Below are 17,592 nucleotides of genomic sequence, written 5' to 3' on the forward strand. Positions count from 1 at the left end.
CACGATGCCATTTTGCAAGGCGGGGTTCCGCCCAAGGAGTACCCAGTGAAGACAGTGGTTTTCGATCTTGACGGCACTTTGGCCGATACTTCGGGCGATTTGATCGCGGCCGCCAACGCCTGTTTCCGTGATATGGGCGAGGGCGATGTGCTGGTTCATGCCGAGGATGCGGGCACCGCGCTGCGCGGCGGGCGGGCCATGCTGACGCTGGGAATGCAAAAGCTGGGCCGTGCCGATGATGCCGCGATGATCGACTGCTACTATCCCATGCTGCTCGAAGCCTATGGCCGCGACATCGACACCCATACCATCATGTACCCCGGCGCGATGGAGGCGGTGGCCGCGCTCAAGGCCGCTGGTTACCGCGTGGCGATCTGCACCAACAAGCCCGAGGCTTTGGCAGAGTTGCTGCTGACCCGTCTTGGCGTGCGGGATGCATTCGGCGCGATGCTGGGGGCCGATAGTCTGGACGTGCGCAAACCCGACCCCGAGCATTTGTTCGAAACCGCGCGGCGTGCCGGCGGCGATCCGGCGCAATGCGTGTTGATCGGTGACAGCGACACCGACCGCAAAACCGCCAAAGCCGCCGGGGTGCCCTGTGTGCTGGTAACTTTTGGCCCCTCGGGCGAAGACATGGCAGCGCTGGAGCCCGAAGCCCTGTTGGACGATTTTGCCGACCTGCCGGAGGTCATTGAGCGTTTGATCGGTAAAGCCGCCTGACGGCAGAGCGTTTCGGCAGCTTCACGCAGCGGGAGCCGATCCCTGACGGGGCGATTGAGGCGGCGGTGATCCGACACGGGCGGTTGCACCGGTACAGGACGACCCCCGCCGAGATCCCCTTACTGGAAAAGGAATTCGCTACGTCAATGGGAGCGAATTCCTGCCTCACCGTGGCCTCGGGCGGCTAGGTTTAGAAGCGGATCATGCCGTGTTTGCCCATATCGGGTTTCTCGCCGGTCAGTTGGGCTTTGCCGATCTCATAGAGAAATTTGAACCCGCCATCGGTGGCCCAGACCTCGGCCTCGGTCAGGTCGAAGCGGATCAGTTGCACATCGGGGTCTTGCTTGCCGTCCTCGAACCAAGCGCCCGCGATGGCGTTCCAGATCTTGTCCAACTCAGTCGGGTTGGTCACGGCAGAGACATGGCCGTCGATCCGTGCCCAAAGGGATTCGTCCTTGCTGGCAATCAGATATTCCGCAGCGGCACGGCCTTCGGCAGATTTTGCCAAATCGGTGCCTTTGGCGGTGATAAACCAGAGCACGGCGGAACGGTCGTCTTCGTCGATGTAGTGGGTCATCGGGATCGCACGGGCGGTCTTGGTTGCCAGCATCCCGGCGCGGGTGTCGTCCAGACGGTCCCAGAACTCTTTTTTCAGATCATCGCTCATTTGCATCTCGCTTTGTTGTAGTGTTCGCTTGGTCGCAGGGCCAACCCGCCGCGGCGCAGCGCGGTTCCACATCGCGCCGCTTGACGCAAAGCGGGCGGGGCGGTAGGTAATGAACAAGCGTTCAATAAATCGGGGGGAGAAGCCGTGTTCAACGCAAGTATGCAGTTTGATCTGGGAGAAGACGTCGCGGCCATGCGTGAGATGGTGCACCGCTGGGCGCAAGAGCGCGTGAAGCCGATGGCGGCCGAGATCGACACGAAGAACGAATTCCCGCCCGAACTTTGGACCGAGATGGGCGAACTGGGCCTCTTGGGCATGACCGTCGAAGAAGAGTTCGGCGGCTCTGGTCTTGGCTACGTCGCCCACACCGTCGCGGTCGAAGAGATCGCCCGCGCCTCGGCCTCGGTCTCGCTTTCCTACGGGGCGCATTCCAACCTCTGCGTGAACCAGATCAAGCTGAACGGCACGCCAGAGCAAAAGGCGCAATTCTTGCCGAAACTCTGCTCGGGCGAGCATGTCGGTGCGTTGGCCATGTCCGAAGTGGGCGCGGGCAGTGACGTGGTGAGCATGAAGCTGAATGCCGAAAAGCGGAACGATCACTTCCGCCTGAATGGCAACAAATACTGGATCACCAATGGCCCCGACGCCGAGACGCTGGTGGTTTATGCCAAGACTGACCCCGAGGCGGGCTCGAAGGGCATCACCGCCTTCCTGATTGAAAAGTCGATGAAGGGCTTCACCACCTCGAACCATTTCGACAAGCTTGGCATGCGCGGCTCGAACACCGCCGAGTTGATCTTTGAAGACTGCGAAGTGCCCTTTGAAAATATCCTCGGCGAAGAGGGCAAGGGCGTGCGCGTTTTGATGTCGGGCCTTGATTACGAGCGCGTCGTGCTGGCCGGCATCGGCCTTGGCATCATGGCCGCCTGTCTGGATGAGATCATGCCCTATATGGCCGAGCGCAAGCAATTCGGTCAGCGGATCGGGGATTTCCAACTGATGCAGGGCAAGATGGCGGATATGTATACCGCGATGAACTCGGCCCGTGCCTATGTCTATAGTGTCGCGCAGGCCTGTGACCGGGGCGACGTGACCCGTCAGGACGCGGCGGCTTGCTGCCTCTATGCCTCGGAGCAGGCCATGGTGCAGGCGCATCAGGCGGTGCAGGCGATGGGCGGCGCGGGCTATCTCAGCGACAACCCCGTGGGCCGTATCTTCCGCGATGCCAAGTTGATGGAGATCGGCGCGGGCACCTCGGAAATCCGCCGCATGTTGGTGGGCCGTGAGATGATGGGGGCCATGTGATGCGCGCCGCGCTGCTGGCCTGTGCGCTTCTTGCGGGGCCAGTGGCCGCGCAAGAGATCACCTATTCCGACGCCGCCACCGCAGAATGTCTGGCCGGGGCGCAAGAGTTCACCGACCAGCGCGCCTGTATCGGGCTGTCATCAAACCTCTGCATGGAAGCGCCGGGCGGTTATTCGACCTATGGCATGGGCGGCTGTCTGGACGCGGAGCTGACCTTCTGGGACGGCTTGCTGAACGAGAACTACCGCGCGCGGATGGTGCAGTCCAAATCTGCCGATGAGGATGCCGCGCTCTACCAGCCGGAATTGCCCTCTCAGGCCGAGGCCCTGCGTGACATGCAGCGCGCGTGGATTACCTTTCGCGATGCCGCCTGCGATTATGAACGCAGCCAATGGGGCGGTGGCACGGGCGGCGGGCCTGCAACCTTGGCCTGCCTGATGCAGATGACGGCCGAACAGGCTCTGCGTCTGGGGGCGGCCTATTAACCGCGTCACGAAGTGTCGGCCTGACAGGACGGAGGGATCAGGATGGAGAACCTGATAAAACTGGAGACAGAAGGCGGTGTGATGCACCATTTTCTGCCGTGGCTGATTGAGGGGTTCGAGATCCTCGCGGCGGTCATCGACATCGCGGCCATCATTCTGCTGCTGATCGGCGCGGCGCGTTTCCTGACCGGGGTGACGATTGCCGAGATCGCCAAAAAGGGCGCGGAGCGGGTGCGCCGCACCAACCGCGAGCGCATCGAACTGGGGCGCTACATCCTTGCGGGGTTGGAGCTTTTTATCGTGTCGGACGTGATCCACACCGCGATCAGCCTGCGGTTTGCGGACCTGCTCTTCCTGCTGATGCTGGTCATCATCCGCTCCATCACCTCTTTCTTCCTCGACCGGGAGTTGGAGCAACTGAAAAAGGAACTTGGCGATGACTGACTTTTCCGACCTCAAAGCGCTCTATGTGAACTGCTCGCTCAAAAAGACACCGGGCGACAGCCATACCCAACTTCTGATGAACGCCAGCGCGGGCATCATGGAGGCGCAGGGGGTGAGCGTCGAACACCTCTATCTGCTCGACCACCAAGTGCCGCCGGGCGTCTACCCGGACATGACCGAGCACGGCTGGGACCGGGATGATTGGCCCGCGCTCTGGGAGAAGGTGCTGGCCGCCGACATCCTGATCATCGGCACGCCGCTTTGGCTGGGTGAGGAAAGCAGCACCTGCCGGGTGCTGATTGAACGGCTCTACGCCATGAGCGGCAAGTTGAACGACAAGGGCCAATCGGTCTTTTACGGTAAGGTCGGCGGCACGGTGGTTACGGGCAACGAAGACGGCATCAAACATGTCGCCATGACCACCGGATTTGCGATGAACCACCTTGGCTATAGCATTCCGCCACAGGCCGATTGCGGCTGGATTGGCGAAGCGGGGCCGGGGCCGTCTTATGGCGATGATGTGGATGGCAAGCGCGCAGGGTTCGACAACGAATTCACGCAGCGCAACACCACGATCATGACTTGGAACACAATGCATTTGGCGCGCATGCTGAAAGCGGCCGGCGGCTATCCACAAAAAGGCAATGACCGCAACGCTTGGGACGCGGGCGCGCGGTTTGATTTCGAAAACCCGGAGTATCGAAGCTGATATGACACAGGACGATTGGCCGATCTGGCAGGGCAATATGGCGGCGCAATGTTTGGCGCAGCCCGATGACGCCTTGGCGATCATTGATCTGACCGGCGCGGCCCGCCGCGACGTGAGCTATGGCGCGCTGCATGAGATGGTCGATGGGCTGGCCCGCGCGCTGAAGGCCGAAGTGGCCCCCGGTGACCGCGTGGGTGTCTTGCTTAGTCAATCGCCATGGTGCGCGGCGGCGCATCTGGCGATCTGGAAAATCGGCGCGATCTCTGTGCCGCTGTTCAAGCTTTTTAAACGTGACGCGCTGGCCAGCCGGATCGGCGATGCGGGCTGTGCGATTGTGCTAACAGATGCCGAAGGCGCGGACCTGCTGGGCGATCTGGCGACCCCGTGGATGGCGGCTGATGTGGGCACGGCAGGCGGCCCGGTCGACTTCGCCGATGTCGGCCCCGAAGACCCCGCCGTGCTGATTTACACCTCCGGTACCACCGGCACGCCGAAAGGCGCGCTGCATGGCCACCGGGTGCTCTCGGGCCATCTGCCGGGCGTTTCGGTCAGTCATGATCATCTGGGGAAAGACGGCGATTGCCTTTGGACGCCCGCGGATTGGGCATGGATCGGTGGGCTCTTCGACGTAGCGATGCCTGCGCTGGCACTTGGCGTGCCGGTGGTGGCCGCACGGATGCCCAAGTTCACCGTTGAAGGCTGCGCCGATGTGATTTCACGCGGTGAGGTGAAGAATGTCTTTTTCCCGCCCACGGCGCTTCGCATGCTGAAAGCCGCGGATGTATCCTTGCCCGGCCTGCGTTCAGTCGCCAGTGGCGGCGAGCCTCTGGGCGCCGAGATGCTGGCATGGGGCCGCAAAGCCTTCGGGTTGGACATCAACGAATTCTACGGCCAGACCGAATGCAACATGGTGGCCTCAAGCTGCGGGGGTGACTTCCCGGCGCAGCCCGGTTGCATCGGCAAGCCGGTGCCGGGGTTCGAGATCGCCGTGCTGGATGAGGGCGGTCACCCCACCGATGCCGAGGGCGACGTGGCCGTCCGCAAGGGCGCGCCTTCGATGATGCTGCGCTACTGGAACCGGCCCGAGGAAACCGCGGCGAAGTTCCACGGCGATTGGCTGCTGACCGGCGACCGGGGCATCTGGGAGGGCGAATACCTGCGCTTTGTGGGCCGCGAGGATGACGTGATCACCTCCGCCGGTTACCGCATCGGCCCGGCGGAGATTGAGGATTGCTTGCTCACCCATAGCGCTGTCGCGACCTGCGGCGTGGTCGGCAAGCCCGATGCGCTCAGGACCGAGATCGTTAAGGCCTATGTGGTGCTGAAACCCGGCGCTGAGGTGGACGCGAAAGAGTTGCAAGATTGGGTCAAGGACCGGCTCGCAAGCTATTCCTACCCGCGCGAGATCGCATTCGTGGAGGACCTGCCGATGACCGTCACCGGCAAGGTGATCCGCAAAGAACTAAAGCGTCTGGCGGCGCGAGAGAATGAGGACGTAACATGAAACTGACATCCCAAGCCCTGCCATCCTCGGATGCCTATAAGGCCAATGAGATGGCGCATCTCAAGGCGCTGAGCGAAGTGCGCGACGCGGCGGAGGCTGCAGCCCTCGGCGGTGGCGAGAAATCCCGTGCACGGCACGAGAGCCGGGGCAAGATGCTCCCCAGAGAGCGGGTGGCGAACCTGCTCGACCCCGGCAGCCCGTTTCTGGAAATCGGTGCCACAGCAGCGCATGGGCTTTACGATGGCGCGGCCCCTGCCGCCGGTGTGATCGCGGGCATCGGTCGGGTGCAGGGCCATGAGGTCATGGTGGTCTGCAACGATGCCACCGTGAAGGGCGGCACCTATTACCCAATGACGGTGAAAAAACACCTCCGCGCGCAGGAGATTGCCGAGGCGAACCATCTGCCCTGCATCTATCTGGTGGACTCTGGCGGCGCCAACCTGCCGAACCAGGATGAAGTCTTTCCCGACCGCGACCATTTCGGCGCGATTTTCTACAATCAGGCGCGGATGAGCGCCAAGGGGATCGCCCAGATCGCCGTGGTAATGGGATCTTGCACCGCGGGCGGCGCCTACGTGCCCGCGATGTCGGATGTGACCATCATCGTCAAGGAACAGGGCACGATCTTCCTCGCTGGTCCGCCGCTGGTGAAGGCGGCGACGGGCGAGGTGGTCAGCGCCGAAGACCTCGGTGGTGGCGACGTGCACACGCGGTTGTCGGGCGTGGCAGACTATCTGGCCGAAGACGACGCGCATGCTTTGGCGCTGGCCCGCCGCGCGGTGGGCCAGCTCAACAAGACCAAGCCGACCACTGTCGACTGGGCCAGCCCCGAAGAGCCTGCCTACGACCCCGCCGAGATGCTGGGCGTCGTGCCAGCCGACCTGCGCACGCCCTATGACATCCGCGAGGTGATCATGCGGCTGGTCGACGGCAGCCGCTTTGACGAGTTCAAGTCCCGCTTTGGCGAGACGCTGGTCTGCGGCTTTGCCCATGTCAAAGGCTGCCCCATCGGCATCATCGCCAACAACGGCGTGCTGTTTTCCGAAGCCGCCCAGAAGGGCGCGCATTTCGTGGAGCTTTGCAGCCAGCGTAACATCCCGCTGGTCTTCCTACAGAACATCACCGGCTTCATGGTCGGCCGCAAATACGAAAACGAGGGCATCGCGCGCCACGGCGCTAAGATGGTGACGGCGGTGGCCACCACCAATGTGCCAAAGATCACTATGCTGGTCGGCGGCTCCTTCGGGGCGGGCAACTACGGCATGTCGGGCCGGGCGTACCGTCCGCGGTTCTTGTGGTCATGGCCCAACAGCCGGATCTCGGTCATGGGGGGTGCTCAGGCGGCGGGCGTGTTGGCCACCGTTAAACGCGACGCGATTGAGCGGGCGGGCGACACCTGGACCGAGGAAGAAGAGACCGCCTTCAAACAGCCAACGATTGATATGTTCGAGAAGCAGAGCCATCCACTCTATGCCTCCGCAAGGCTGTGGGACGACGGGATCATCGATCCGCGCAAGAGCCGCGATGTGCTTTATCTAAGCCTTTCGGCCAGCCTAAATGCGCCGATTGAGCCGACGAAATTTGGTTTGTTCCGGATGTGATTGTGGCGCGAAGCGGGGGGCAGCCTCCACGATCCCACAACATATTCGGAGCCAGAAAGAGATGAAAAGGGTAGGGCATGTTTGACACGATCCTGATTGCGAACCGGGGTGAGATTGCTTGCCGGGTAATGGAAACCGCACAAGCCATGGGGGTGCGCTGCGTGGCGGTATACTCGGATGCCGATGCGGGCGCGAAACACGTGGCGATGGCGGATGCCGCCGTGCATATCGGCGGCTCGGCCCCGGCTGAGAGTTATCTGAAGGGCGATGTGATCATCCAAGCCGCGCTGGATACCGGCGCGCAGGCGATCCATCCGGGCTACGGGTTTCTGAGCGAGAACCCCGATTTCGTGGAGGCGGTCGCGGCCGCGGGGCTCACCTTCATCGGCCCCTCGGCCAAGGCGATCCGGGCCATGGGCCTCAAAGACGCCGCCAAGGCGCTGATGGTCGAGGCGGGCGTGCCCGTCGTGCCGGGCTACCACGGGGCGGATCAGGACGATGCGCTTTTGGCTGAGGAAGCCGAGAAGATCGGCTATCCGGTGTTGATCAAGGCCGTCGCGGGCGGCGGTGGCAAAGGCATGCGACTGGTCGAGGAGCCCAAGGGCTTTCAGGCGGCGCTCGACTCGGCACGCTCGGAGGCCAAGACCGCCTTTGGCAACCCAGATGTGTTGGTCGAGAAGTTCGTCACCAAGCCGCGCCATATCGAGGTGCAGGTCTTTGGCGACGGCACCCATGCGGTGCATCTGTTCGAACGGGACTGTTCGCTGCAGCGCCGCCACCAAAAGGTGATCGAGGAGGCGCCCGCGCCGGGCATGACAGAAGATATGCGCGCGGCCATGGGCCAAGCGGCGGTGCGCGCAGCCGAAGCGATCGGCTATGCCGGGGCAGGGACGGTGGAATTCATCGTCGACGGGTCAGACGGCCTGTCGACCGACGGGTTCTTCTTTATGGAAATGAACACCCGCCTGCAGGTGGAACATCCCGTTACCGAACTGGTGACCGGCGCCGATCTGGTGGAATGGCAGCTGCGGGTGGCGGCCGGAGAGGCGCTGCCGAAGGCGCAGGAAGACCTCAACATCGACGGCCATGCCTTCGAGGCGCGGCTCTATGCCGAGGATGTGCCGAAGGGGTTTCTGCCCGCCACCGGCACGCTGACGCATCTGTCCTTCACGCCCCAGACCCGCGCGGACAGCGGCGTGCGGGCGGGCGACACGATCAGCCCCTTCTACGATCCGATGATCGCCAAGGTCATCGTGCATGGGCCTACACGCGACGTGGCGCTGTCGCGCCTGCGCGCGGCGCTCAAGGGCTGCGAGGTGGGCGGCACGGTCACCAACCTTGCTTTCCTCGGCGCACTGGCGGGGCATGAGGGCTTTGCCAAAGGCGATGTCGATACCGGGCTGATTGCGCGGGATATCGACGCGCTGACCGCGCAGCCAGAGGTGCCGGGGCGGCATTTCGCGCTGGCGGGGATGGCGGCGCTTGGGTTGGATCAGCCGCAGGCAGAGGCCGGGTTCAACCTCTGGCGACCTCTGCGGCGGCAGGTGATGCTGGGCCATGATGGCGAAGAGCATTTGCTGAAGGTGCGGGTGCTGTCCGAGGACATGCAGCTTTGGACCGTGGCCGATCACGAGCTGCGCGCCGAGCGCATTGGCGGACGCTGGAAGATCGACGGCCATGTCGCGCCGGCGGTCTCGGTTGCTGGCGACGTGGTCACGGTTTTTGACGCCTATGGTATCGCCTTTGATGTGATCGATCCGCTGGCGCGGGCCGCCGCAGCCCACGGCGATGGCAACATCGTTGAGGCCCCGATGCCCGGTCTGGTCCGTGCCATCGACGCCGAGGTTGGCCAAAGCGTTGCCAAAGGCGACCGTCTGGCGGTGCTAGAGGCGATGAAGATGGAGCATTCGTTGCTCGCCGCACGCGACGGCGTGGTGGCCGAGGTGCTGGCACAGCCCGGTGATCAGGTCGAAGCCGGTGCCGCGTTGGTGCGGCTGGAAGCCGAGGAAGACGCATGATTACGCTGCACCACTGCCCCCAGACCCGCTCGATGCGCACACTCTGGCTGCTGCACGAACTCGACGACGTGGAGTTTCAGGTCAAGGTTCATGCCTTCGACCGCAGTTTGCGCGACCCGGAATATCTAATCCTCTCGCCCGCGGGGCGGGTTCCGGCGCTGGAAATCGACGGCGAGCGCATGTTCGAGACTGGCGCGATCACGCAGTACCTCTGCGAACGCTACAGCCCCGACCGCATGGGCCGCTCTGTGGGTAGCCCCGACCGGATGGCTTGGCTGGTCTGGGTGCATTTTGCGGAAACCGTCAGCCAGCACACCGCGGCGCTGACCCAGCAGCACATCGCCCTGCGCGACGATTCCATGCGCAGCCCCATCGTGATGAAGCTCGAAGCCGCGCGGATCGGCAAATGCTATGATGCGCTGGAGGCGCGGCTCTCGACACCGCTGGAGAACCGCGACTACTTGTTGACCTCTGGCTTTTCGGCCGCCGATATCTCGGTGGGCCAAGCGGTCTATATGGCGCGGCATTTCGTGAAATTGGATGACCACCCCTCGGTCGCGGCGTGGTATGAACGGATCACGGAACGTGACAGCTTCGCACAGGCCTTGCCCGATGGGGCAAAGCTTTACGAGGAGGATTTCTACGCGCCATGGCCGGTTGAGTGACCGTGGCCCATTCAGGGAAGGAGAGCGGCCAATGAGCCTTGGACCATGTGAGATTTTCGAGGTCGGCCCGCGGGACGGTCTGCAGAACGAAAAACGCGAGATTCCCGTGGCCGAAAAGGTCGCGCTGGTGGACAAGCTGAGCGCCGCAGGCTTTGCCCGCATCGAATGCGCCAGTTTCGTCAGCCCGAAATGGGTGCCGCAAATGGCCGGGTCGGGCGAGGTACTGGCGGGAATCACACGGGCCGAGGGCGTGCGCTATGCCGCACTGACGCCGAACATGCGCGGCTATGAGGATGCGCTGGCCGCAAAGGCGGATGAGATCGCCATCTTCGCCTCGGCCTCGGAAGGCTTCAGCCAGAAGAACATCAACGCCAGCATCGAAGAGGCGTTTGAGCGGTTTGCCCCGATCCTTGAAGAGGCGCGGCATGTGGACATGCCGGTGCGGGGCTATGTCTCCTGCGTGGTGGAATGCCCCTATGACGGTAAGGTCGACCCCGGCGCGGTGGCGCGGGTGGCCGACAGGCTCTTTGCGATGGGCTGTTACGAGATTTCCTTGGGCGACACCATCGGCGCGGGCACGCCCGACAGCATCGCGCGGATGCTGCTTTCGGTGCGGGACGTGGTGCCGGCAGGGCGGCTGGCGGGGCACTACCATGACACGCACGGGCGGGCGATGGCCAATATCGACGCCTCGCTGTCGATGGGGCTGCGGGTCTTTGACGCGGCGGTGGGCGGCTTGGGCGGTTGCCCCTATGCGCCCGGCGCAGCGGGCAATGTCGCCACCGAGGCGGTGAACGAACATCTGACGGCGCTTGGCTATGACACCGGCGTCGATCAGGCGGTGGTGCTGGAAGCCGCCGAAATGGCGCGGGCAATGCGAGGCTGACATGTACGAGACTTTGACGATCGAAACCGACGCGCGCGGGGTGGCGACGCTGACCCTGAACCGTCCTGAAAAGCACAATGCGATGTCTGCGCAGATGCTGGCGGACCTGACGGATGCGGCGGGCAAACTGGCCGCCGACGATGCGGTGCGTGTGGTGGTGCTGACCGGGGCGGGCAAATCCTTTTGCGCGGGCGGCGATCTCGGCTGGATGCGCGATCAGGCGGATATGGATGCCGAGACACGCTCGGCCGAGGCGGGCAAGTTGGCGACGATGCTGGGCGCGCTCAATGCGCTGCCGAAGCCGGTGATCGGCAAAGTGCAGGGCAATGCCTTTGGCGGCGGGGTCGGCATGGCTTCGGTTTGTGACGTGGCCGTGGGGGTCGATACGCTCAAGATGGGGTTCACCGAAACCCGGCTGGGCATCATCCCGGCGACCATCGGGCCATACGTTCTGGCGCGGATGGGCGAGGGGCGCGCGCGCCGCGTCTTCATGTCGGCGCGGCTTTTTGGCGCGGCGGAAGCGGTCGATCTGGGGCTGCTGGCCCGTGCCGTTTCGGCGGACGAACTCGACGCGGCGGTCGAGGCCGAAGTCGTGCCCTATCTCTCCTGCGCGCCGGGTGCCGTTGCGGCGGCAAAGAAGCTGGCGCAGGACTTGGGTGGAATCGCCACACCAGAGGCGGTGAAAATGTCCATCGACGCGCTCGCGGCACGTTGGGAAACCGATGAGGCCGCTGAAGGAATTGGTGCCTTCTTCGACAAGCGCAAAGCCCCTTGGGTGGTCTAGCTCAAGGCTTTGGCGAAATGGCTCTATTGGGGGCCCGTGGGCGGCATTAACCGGGCTTGGCCCGTTGACCCTACCCACGGGCAGAGTTAAACCCGTTCCAAGTTTGTCTGCGCGGGCTTTTGGCCTTTGCCTCATGCCGCGCACCGCGAAAGGAGCATCCCCTTGGACGACATGCTGCGGGAATACCTGCCCATCCTCGTTTTTCTGGCCGTGGCGATTGGCCTTGGCCTTGTGCTGATCCTCGCCGCTGTGGTCGTGGCCGTGCGCAATCCTGACCCGGAAAAGGTCTCGGCCTATGAATGTGGGTTCAACGCTTTTGATGACGCGCGGATGAAGTTTGACGTGCGTTTCTATCTGGTGTCGATCCTCTTCATCATCTTCGATCTCGAAATCGCCTTCCTCTTCCCTTGGGCCGTGGCCTTCAAAGAGGTGAGCATGGTGGGCTTTTGGTCGATGATGGTGTTCTTGGGCGTGCTGACGGCTGGCTTCGCCTATGAATGGAAGAAGGGAGCGCTGGAATGGCAGTAAATGATGACGCGCTGGTCACCCCGGTGATGGGCGATGGCCACCAAAGCCCGCGGGTGAAATCCGGTGCTTCTGCGCCAGCAGCCTACGGTCAATACGGTGCGGGGCCTGATCCTGAATTCGCGACCCAGAGCCTGAATGCCGAGTTGCAGGACAAGGGTTTCCTGCTGACCTCTACCGAAGACATCATCAACTGGGCGCGCACCGGTTCACTGCACTGGATGACCTTTGGCCTGGCCTGCTGCGCGGTTGAGATGATGCACAGCTCAATGCCACGCTATGACCTTGAGCGTTTCGGCACCGCGCCGCGTGCCTCTCCGCGCCAGTCGGACCTCATGATCGTCGCGGGCACGCTGACCAACAAGATGGCCCCGGCGCTGCGCAAGGTCTACGACCAGATGCCAGAGCCGCGCTATGTGATCTCAATGGGGTCCTGCGCCAATGGCGGCGGGTACTACCACTACAGCTACTCGGTCGTGCGCGGCTGTGACCGGATCGTACCGGTTGATGTCTATGTGCCCGGCTGCCCGCCGACGGCGGAAGCACTGCTTTATGGTATCCTCCAGTTGCAGCGTAAAATTCGCCGCACCGGGACGATTGTGCGCTAAGACAAGGGCCTGCGCCGGATCGGGGCAGGCAGAAGGACAACGCGCCAAAGGCGTGGGACAGTGAGATGGCGTTGATCGGCGCGTGGAAGGAAGATTTGCGATGAGCGAACAACTGCAGGAACTTGGAGCCTATATCGAAGCCAAGCGGCCCGATTGTGTGCTGGGATGGGATGTCACCCGAGGTGAGCTGAACATGGACGTGGCGCTGGCGAATATCGCGGGCCTTGTTGAGTTCCTCAAGGGCGACCCGACCTGCCGTTTCTCGACCTTGGTCGACATCACGGCGGTGGATTATCCGGGCCGTGCAAAACGGTTCGACGTGGTCTACCACTTCCTGTCGATGTACCAAAACCACCGCATCCGCCTGCGCGCTACCGCGCGGGAAAAGGATATGGTGCCGTCAATCACAGGCGTACACCCCAGTGCCGATTGGTTTGAGCGTGAAGTCTTCGACATGTTCGGCATCCTGTTTTCCGGTCACCCGGACCTGCGCCGCATCCTGACCGACTATGGTTTCCGCGGCCACCCGCTGCGCAAGGATTTCCCGACGACGGGCTATACCGAAGTGCGCTATGACGAAGCCGCCAAGCGCGTGGTCTATGAACCGGTGAGCCTTGTGCAGGAATACCGCCAGTTCGATTTCATGTCGCCTTGGGAAGGGGCCGATTACATTCTGCCCGGCGATGACAAATCCGCGCCCGATGGCAATGTGAGCAAGGACGCGAAGTAATGGGCGGGCTGGGCTGGCTGATCCTCTCGGCGCTGACGGCCATTCCAATGGTCAAGCTGCTGCCGTTCTTTGGCATTAATAAATACTGGGCGGCGGCCTGTCTGATCCCGCTGGGCACGATCGCCTTGCTGTGGTGGATGGGCATGAAGCTGCAAGAACTGGAGAAACGGTAATGGACGGCGACATTCGCACAAAAGCCTTTGACGACGGGTCGACCGACTTTGAGTCCGGCGAGCAGAAGATCCGCAACTTCAACATCAACTTCGGCCCGCAACACCCTGCCGCACACGGTGTTCTGCGTCTGGTGCTTGAGCTTGACGGCGAGGTGGTAGAGCGGTGCGATCCGCATATCGGCCTGCTGCACCGTGGCACCGAAAAGCTGATGGAGAGCCGCACCTATCTGCAAAACCTGCCGTATTTCGACCGGCTTGATTACGTGGCACCGATGAACCAAGAGCACGCTTGGTGTCTGGCGATTGAAAAGCTGACCGGCACCGTGGTGCCGCGCCGTGCCTCGCTGATCCGGGTGCTGTTCTGCGAAATTGGCCGCATCCTGAACCACCTTTTGAACATCACGACGCAGGCGCTCGACGTGGGCGCGCTGACGCCGCCGCTCTGGGGTTTTGAAGAGCGCGAAAGCCTGATGATCTTTTACGAGCGGGCCTGTGGCGCGCGTTTGCACGCGGCCTACTTCCGTCCGGGTGGTGTCCACCAAGACCTGCCGCCAGCGCTGCTGGACGATATCGAAACATGGTGCGCGCAATTCCTGACCAAATTCATGGTCGATATCGACGAGTTGCTGACCGAAAACCGGATCTTCAAACAGCGGAACGTCGACATCGGCATCGTCTCCGAGCAAGAAATCCTCGACTACGGCTTCAGCGGCGTCATGGTGCGCGGCTCGGGGCTGGCGTGGGATCTGCGGCGTTCGCAACCCTATGAATGCTATGACGAATTCGACTTCCAAATCCCCGTGGGCAAGAACGGCGACTGCTTTGACCGTTATCTCTGCCGCATGGAAGAGATGCGCCAGTCGACCCACATCATCCAGCAGGCGATCGAAAAACTGCGCGCCCCCGAAGGGCAGGGCGATATCCTCGCCCGTGGCAAGATCACCCCGCCATCGCGCACCGCGATGAAGACCGACATGGAAAGCCTGATCCACCACTTCAAGCTTTACACCGAAGGTTTCCACGTGCCCGAGGGCGAAGTGTATTGTGCGGTCGAAGCGCCGAAAGGCGAGTTTGGTGTCTATCTCGTGGCCGATGGCTCCAACAAACCCTACCGCTCTAAGATCCGCGCGCCGGGCTTCTTGCACTTGCAGGCGATGGACCATGTGGCCAGCGGCCACCAGCTTGCCGATGTGGCCGCGATCATCGGCACCATGGACGTCGTCTTTGGAGAGATCGACCGGTGATGCTGCTTGCGTCACCCCGTTTTGAAGAAATTTACGCCGGGGGCACGATTGGCCTCCGCCTGACCATAGGTTCGAACTAATGCTCCGCCGTCTACACCCTGACCAGCCCGACAGTTTTGCCTTTACGCCCGCCAACCAAGAATGGGCCGAAGCGCAGATCACCAAATACCCCGAGGGCCGTCAGGCCAGCGCGATCATTCCACTGCTGTGGCGCGCGCAGGAGCAAGAGGGTTGGCTGACCCGTGCGGCGATTGAACATGTCTCGGAAATGCTGGGCATGGCCTATATCCGCGGGCTGGAAGTGGCGACATTCTACTTCATGTTTCAGCTGCAACCTGTTGGTTCCGTGGCACATATCCAAGTTTGCGGCACCACATCTTGCATGATCTGCGGGGCCGAGGATTTGGTCGCAGTCTGCAAAGAACGCATTGCCGCCAAACCGCATGAGTTGTCGGCGGATGGGCGTTTTTCGTGGGAAGAAGTCGAATGCCTTGGCGCGTGCTCCAACGCGCCGATGGCCCAGATTGGCAAAGACTATTACGAAGACCTGACCACCGCGCGGCTCAATGAAATCCTTGATGAGTTGAGCGATGGGCGCGTGCCGGTACCCGGCCCGCAGAACGGGCGCTATGCGTCAGAGCCTTTGGGCGGGTTGACCAGCCTCACGGACCACGAAAGCGGGCGCACGCAATACAATGCCAGCGCGCAGGCTGCGGTGGACATCGGTGATACCGTCAAACGCATCGACGGCACCGAAGTGCCGCTGCTGACCCCGTGGCAAAACCAGCCCGAGGCGCCGCAGCCTGAAACGGTGGAAGAGGTCGAAGCCGAAGAGCCGCGTCCCGCCGAGGGCGAGAGCACCGACAAAACCGGCGTCACCGAACAAGAAGCCGAAGCCACGTCAAAGAGCAAACCACGCTCCAAACGCGACCCCAAGGGCGAGAGTGCCGATGCGGCAAAGGCCGAGACCAGCGCCCCCGCGACGCCTGGCCAAAAGCCCGCCCAGTTGGACGCCCCGCGTGAGGGCGGTGCGGACGACCTGAAAAAGATCAAAGGCGTCGGCCCGAAGCTGGAGCAGATGCTGAACGGCATGGGCTTTTACCACTTTGACCAGATCGCCCAGTGGGGCCCAGAAGAGGTCGCTTGGGTTGATCAGAACCTCGAAGGGTTCAAAGGTCGCGTCAGCCGCGACAATTGGGCAGAGCAGGCCGCGCGCCTCGCCAAAGACTAAAGACGGAGATTTCACAACGGGCCAAGGACGGCACCATTACCACCCCGCAAAGCCATAAGCCGCATCGCCCGCATTAAGGGAGAGAAGGACAGTCATGACGGATATTTCGGAACGAGAGGCCTGCACCAAGCGCTGTTGGTGGCTGGGTGCCGGTGCCGGTTTGCTGGTGGCATTCCTATTGCTGGCCTTTGGCATCTGGGGGCTGTTGATGTCGATCGTGGCCGGTGTGCTGGTGGCGGTGATCGTGGGCTATCTGGCGCTGACCCTGCTGTGCAAAGACGTGCCCGCCGCTGCCCCCCAAGACAGCACGCGCAGCGCGGCGGCTGCATCGGTCGCAGGGGCTTCAAAGGCATCGGGAAGCGTTTCTTCTGCTGTGGGTTCAGTCCCCGCGGGGGACGCCGGGATCGGGGCGGCGCGCAAGGCAAGCGCGCCGGTTGAACGCGCTGAAGAAACACCGCCACAGGAGCCGACAGCGCCCGTGGCCGATACTGCTGCCGTTGAGGCGGCACCGGAACAGGTCGCCAAGGCGGAAGAAGCAGTTGCTGTAGTGACGCCCCCGAAGGAGGCCGTCGAAACCCCTTCCGCGCCTTCTAAGGAAACACCGCTTCAGGAGCCGACAGCGCCCGTGGCCGATACCGCTGCCGTTGAAGCCGCACCAGAACAGGTCATCGAGGCCGAAGAAGCGCCCGCTGTTGTGAAGACCCCGCAAGAGGTCGTCGAAGCGCCCGCCGAACCTGCGAAGGCCGAGACTGCACCAGTGCCCGCGACCGATAGCCATTCTACCGATGGCAAACCCGCGCTGCTCGACGCGCCGCGTGCGGGCGGGGCAGATGACCTTAAGCGGATTGGCGGCATCGGGCCGAAGTTGGAACAGACCCTGAATGAACTGGGCATCTTCCATTTCGATCAGATCGCAGCCCTTCAGGGGGATGAGATCGACTGGGTCGACTCCCGCCTGCGGTTCAAGGGCCGCATCCGACGCGATGATTGGATCGGTCAAGCCAAAGCCTTTGCCAATGACGGCAAGGCGAAAGGTTGACGGGGTAAGAGAGAGACATGAGCGAAGCCGAAGACAGAGCGCTTGCCCGTAAGGGCCGCACCGCAGGGCTGGTCATTGCCGTGACCATGTGTTTGTGGCTGGCCATACAATGGGCGGGCCCGGCGCTTGGCCTGCCGGGGCGCTATGCGCTGCTCTTCGATTTTGCTGCACTGGCCGCGCTTTTCTGGGCGATGGTCGTGATATATCAAATGTGGCAGGCCCGCCGGGCCAGCCGTGAGAACCAAAGGTAGGCA

20 protein-coding genes and 1 pseudogene are annotated in these 17,592 nt (G+C 62.7%); 20 read left to right on the top strand and 1 reads right to left on the bottom strand.

The genetic code is table 11. From position 1 onward, the window contains the following. Positions 1 to 45: 45 nt before the first annotated feature. Together R1T45_RS11565 and R1T45_RS11570 are read left to right on the top strand one after the other, a co-directional pair. Entirely contained in the window at positions 46 to 720 is a 675-nt protein-coding gene (locus tag R1T45_RS11565; RefSeq protein WP_317390893.1) for an HAD-IIIA family hydrolase, read from the top strand. Then, positions 717 to 905: pseudogene (locus tag R1T45_RS11570) on the top strand (aminotransferase); the annotation flags it as partial. The gene R1T45_RS11565 and the pseudogene R1T45_RS11570, both read left to right, overlap by 4 nt. 5 nt (positions 906 to 910) lie before the next feature. Here R1T45_RS11570 and R1T45_RS11575 read toward each other — a convergent pair. Then, a complete protein-coding gene (locus R1T45_RS11575; RefSeq protein WP_120351335.1) occupies positions 911 to 1,387 on the bottom strand; it encodes a pyridoxamine 5'-phosphate oxidase family protein in 477 nt (158 codons plus the stop codon). A 144-nt stretch (positions 1,388 to 1,531) separates the two neighbouring features. Between R1T45_RS11575 and R1T45_RS11580 the strand changes: the two genes are divergently transcribed. From R1T45_RS11580 to R1T45_RS11665, 18 genes are all read left to right on the top strand, one after another. Next, positions 1,532 to 2,692, top strand: coding sequence for an isovaleryl-CoA dehydrogenase (locus tag R1T45_RS11580; RefSeq protein WP_132444505.1), 1,161 nt, complete (start codon positions 1,532 to 1,534; stop codon positions 2,690 to 2,692). Then, positions 2,692 to 3,177, top strand: a complete 486-nt coding sequence (locus R1T45_RS11585) for a lysozyme inhibitor LprI family protein (RefSeq protein ID WP_067625694.1) — start codon at positions 2,692 to 2,694, stop codon at positions 3,175 to 3,177. Before R1T45_RS11580 ends, R1T45_RS11585 begins: the two co-directional genes overlap by 1 nt. A gap of 42 nt (positions 3,178 to 3,219) precedes the next feature. Then, complete coding sequence (locus R1T45_RS11590; protein WP_132444506.1) at positions 3,220 to 3,621, top strand: DUF1622 domain-containing protein; 402 nt, start codon at positions 3,220 to 3,222, stop codon at positions 3,619 to 3,621. Next, positions 3,614 to 4,330 (top strand): flavodoxin family protein, encoded by a 717-nt coding sequence (locus tag R1T45_RS11595; protein WP_132444507.1) that lies wholly within the window; start codon positions 3,614 to 3,616, stop codon positions 4,328 to 4,330. The genes R1T45_RS11590 and R1T45_RS11595 overlap by 8 nt, the downstream gene beginning before the upstream one ends. A 1-nt stretch (position 4,331) precedes the next feature. After that, positions 4,332 to 5,834 (top strand): AMP-binding protein, encoded by a 1,503-nt coding sequence (locus R1T45_RS11600; protein ID WP_317390894.1) that lies wholly within the window; start codon positions 4,332 to 4,334, stop codon positions 5,832 to 5,834. Next, entirely contained in the window at positions 5,831 to 7,435 is a 1,605-nt protein-coding gene (locus R1T45_RS11605; protein ID WP_067625712.1) for a carboxyl transferase domain-containing protein, read from the top strand. Before R1T45_RS11600 ends, R1T45_RS11605 begins: the two co-directional genes overlap by 4 nt. Positions 7,436 to 7,512: 77 nt before the next feature. After that, on the top strand, positions 7,513 to 9,453 hold the full coding sequence (locus tag R1T45_RS11610) for an acetyl/propionyl/methylcrotonyl-CoA carboxylase subunit alpha (protein ID WP_317390895.1): 1,941 nt from the start codon (positions 7,513 to 7,515) through the stop codon (positions 9,451 to 9,453). Continuing rightward, on the top strand, positions 9,450 to 10,118 hold the full coding sequence (locus R1T45_RS11615) for a glutathione S-transferase family protein (protein ID WP_067625719.1): 669 nt from the start codon (positions 9,450 to 9,452) through the stop codon (positions 10,116 to 10,118). The genes R1T45_RS11610 and R1T45_RS11615 overlap by 4 nt, the downstream gene beginning before the upstream one ends. Before the next feature lie 31 nt (positions 10,119 to 10,149). Beyond that, positions 10,150 to 11,004: a hydroxymethylglutaryl-CoA lyase gene (locus R1T45_RS11620; RefSeq protein WP_120351329.1), complete on the top strand. Its 855-nt coding sequence runs from the start codon at positions 10,150 to 10,152 to the stop codon at positions 11,002 to 11,004. A gap of 1 nt (position 11,005) precedes the next feature. Continuing rightward, entirely contained in the window at positions 11,006 to 11,788 is a 783-nt protein-coding gene (locus R1T45_RS11625; RefSeq protein ID WP_317390896.1) for a crotonase/enoyl-CoA hydratase family protein, read from the top strand. A 162-nt stretch (positions 11,789 to 11,950) separates the two neighbouring features. Further along, positions 11,951 to 12,316 carry an NADH-quinone oxidoreductase subunit A gene (locus tag R1T45_RS11630; protein WP_067263411.1) on the top strand — a complete coding sequence of 122 codons (366 nt, stop codon included), beginning with the start codon at positions 11,951 to 11,953 and terminating at the stop codon, positions 12,314 to 12,316. Next, positions 12,307 to 12,921 (top strand): NuoB/complex I 20 kDa subunit family protein, encoded by a 615-nt coding sequence (locus R1T45_RS11635; protein ID WP_236627345.1) that lies wholly within the window; start codon positions 12,307 to 12,309, stop codon positions 12,919 to 12,921. Before R1T45_RS11630 ends, R1T45_RS11635 begins: the two co-directional genes overlap by 10 nt. Positions 12,922 to 13,021: 100 nt before the next feature. Continuing rightward, positions 13,022 to 13,651 carry an NADH-quinone oxidoreductase subunit C gene (locus R1T45_RS11640; protein ID WP_317390897.1) on the top strand — a complete coding sequence of 210 codons (630 nt, stop codon included), beginning with the start codon at positions 13,022 to 13,024 and terminating at the stop codon, positions 13,649 to 13,651. After that, positions 13,651 to 13,824: a hypothetical protein gene (locus R1T45_RS11645; protein WP_162931847.1), complete on the top strand. Its 174-nt coding sequence runs from the start codon at positions 13,651 to 13,653 to the stop codon at positions 13,822 to 13,824. The genes R1T45_RS11640 and R1T45_RS11645 overlap by 1 nt, the downstream gene beginning before the upstream one ends. Further along, positions 13,824 to 15,068 (top strand): NADH-quinone oxidoreductase subunit D, encoded by a 1,245-nt coding sequence (locus tag R1T45_RS11650; protein WP_067625730.1) that lies wholly within the window; start codon positions 13,824 to 13,826, stop codon positions 15,066 to 15,068. Before R1T45_RS11645 ends, R1T45_RS11650 begins: the two co-directional genes overlap by 1 nt. Before the next feature lie 79 nt (positions 15,069 to 15,147). After that, positions 15,148 to 16,299 (top strand): NADH-quinone oxidoreductase subunit E, encoded by a 1,152-nt coding sequence (locus R1T45_RS11655; RefSeq protein WP_317390898.1) that lies wholly within the window; start codon positions 15,148 to 15,150, stop codon positions 16,297 to 16,299. A gap of 94 nt (positions 16,300 to 16,393) precedes the next feature. Then, positions 16,394 to 17,338, top strand: coding sequence for a hypothetical protein (locus tag R1T45_RS11660; RefSeq protein WP_317390899.1), 945 nt, complete (start codon positions 16,394 to 16,396; stop codon positions 17,336 to 17,338). 17 nt (positions 17,339 to 17,355) lie between these two features. Further along, positions 17,356 to 17,589 carry a DUF5337 domain-containing protein gene (locus R1T45_RS11665; protein ID WP_120351324.1) on the top strand — a complete coding sequence of 78 codons (234 nt, stop codon included), beginning with the start codon at positions 17,356 to 17,358 and terminating at the stop codon, positions 17,587 to 17,589. The last annotated feature ends 3 nt before the right edge of the window (positions 17,590 to 17,592 follow it).

Origin of the sequence: Sulfitobacter sp. LC.270.F.C4, assembly GCF_032922545.1 — a bacterium.
Taxonomy (GTDB): Bacteria; Pseudomonadota; Alphaproteobacteria; order Rhodobacterales; family Rhodobacteraceae; genus Sulfitobacter; species Sulfitobacter profundi.

What these genes read in the sequence shown, in the direction of transcription:
- R1T45_RS11575 (WP_120351335.1), bottom strand. Translation starts at nt 1,387, where the DNA reads ATGAGCGATGATCTGAAAAAAGAGTTCTGGGACCGTCTGGACGACACC.
- R1T45_RS11585 (WP_067625694.1), top strand. Translation starts at nt 2,692, where the DNA reads ATGCGCGCCGCGCTGCTGGCCTGTGCGCTTCTTGCGGGGCCAGTGGCC.
- R1T45_RS11590 (WP_132444506.1), top strand. Translation starts at nt 3,220, where the DNA reads ATGGAGAACCTGATAAAACTGGAGACAGAAGGCGGTGTGATGCACCAT.
- R1T45_RS11595 (WP_132444507.1), top strand. Translation starts at nt 3,614, where the DNA reads ATGACTGACTTTTCCGACCTCAAAGCGCTCTATGTGAACTGCTCGCTC.
- R1T45_RS11600 (WP_317390894.1), top strand. Translation starts at nt 4,332, where the DNA reads ATGACACAGGACGATTGGCCGATCTGGCAGGGCAATATGGCGGCGCAA.
- R1T45_RS11605 (WP_067625712.1), top strand. Translation starts at nt 5,831, where the DNA reads ATGAAACTGACATCCCAAGCCCTGCCATCCTCGGATGCCTATAAGGCC.
- R1T45_RS11610 (WP_317390895.1), top strand. Translation starts at nt 7,513, where the DNA reads ATGTTTGACACGATCCTGATTGCGAACCGGGGTGAGATTGCTTGCCGG.
- R1T45_RS11615 (WP_067625719.1), top strand. Translation starts at nt 9,450, where the DNA reads ATGATTACGCTGCACCACTGCCCCCAGACCCGCTCGATGCGCACACTC.
- R1T45_RS11620 (WP_120351329.1), top strand. Translation starts at nt 10,150, where the DNA reads ATGAGCCTTGGACCATGTGAGATTTTCGAGGTCGGCCCGCGGGACGGT.
- R1T45_RS11625 (WP_317390896.1), top strand. Translation starts at nt 11,006, where the DNA reads ATGTACGAGACTTTGACGATCGAAACCGACGCGCGCGGGGTGGCGACG.
- R1T45_RS11635 (WP_236627345.1), top strand. Translation starts at nt 12,307, where the DNA reads ATGGCAGTAAATGATGACGCGCTGGTCACCCCGGTGATGGGCGATGGC.
- R1T45_RS11640 (WP_317390897.1), top strand. Translation starts at nt 13,022, where the DNA reads ATGAGCGAACAACTGCAGGAACTTGGAGCCTATATCGAAGCCAAGCGG.
- R1T45_RS11645 (WP_162931847.1), top strand. Translation starts at nt 13,651, where the DNA reads ATGGGCGGGCTGGGCTGGCTGATCCTCTCGGCGCTGACGGCCATTCCA.
- R1T45_RS11650 (WP_067625730.1), top strand. Translation starts at nt 13,824, where the DNA reads ATGGACGGCGACATTCGCACAAAAGCCTTTGACGACGGGTCGACCGAC.
- R1T45_RS11655 (WP_317390898.1), top strand. Translation starts at nt 15,148, where the DNA reads ATGCTCCGCCGTCTACACCCTGACCAGCCCGACAGTTTTGCCTTTACG.
- R1T45_RS11660 (WP_317390899.1), top strand. Translation starts at nt 16,394, where the DNA reads ATGACGGATATTTCGGAACGAGAGGCCTGCACCAAGCGCTGTTGGTGG.
- R1T45_RS11665 (WP_120351324.1), top strand. Translation starts at nt 17,356, where the DNA reads ATGAGCGAAGCCGAAGACAGAGCGCTTGCCCGTAAGGGCCGCACCGCA.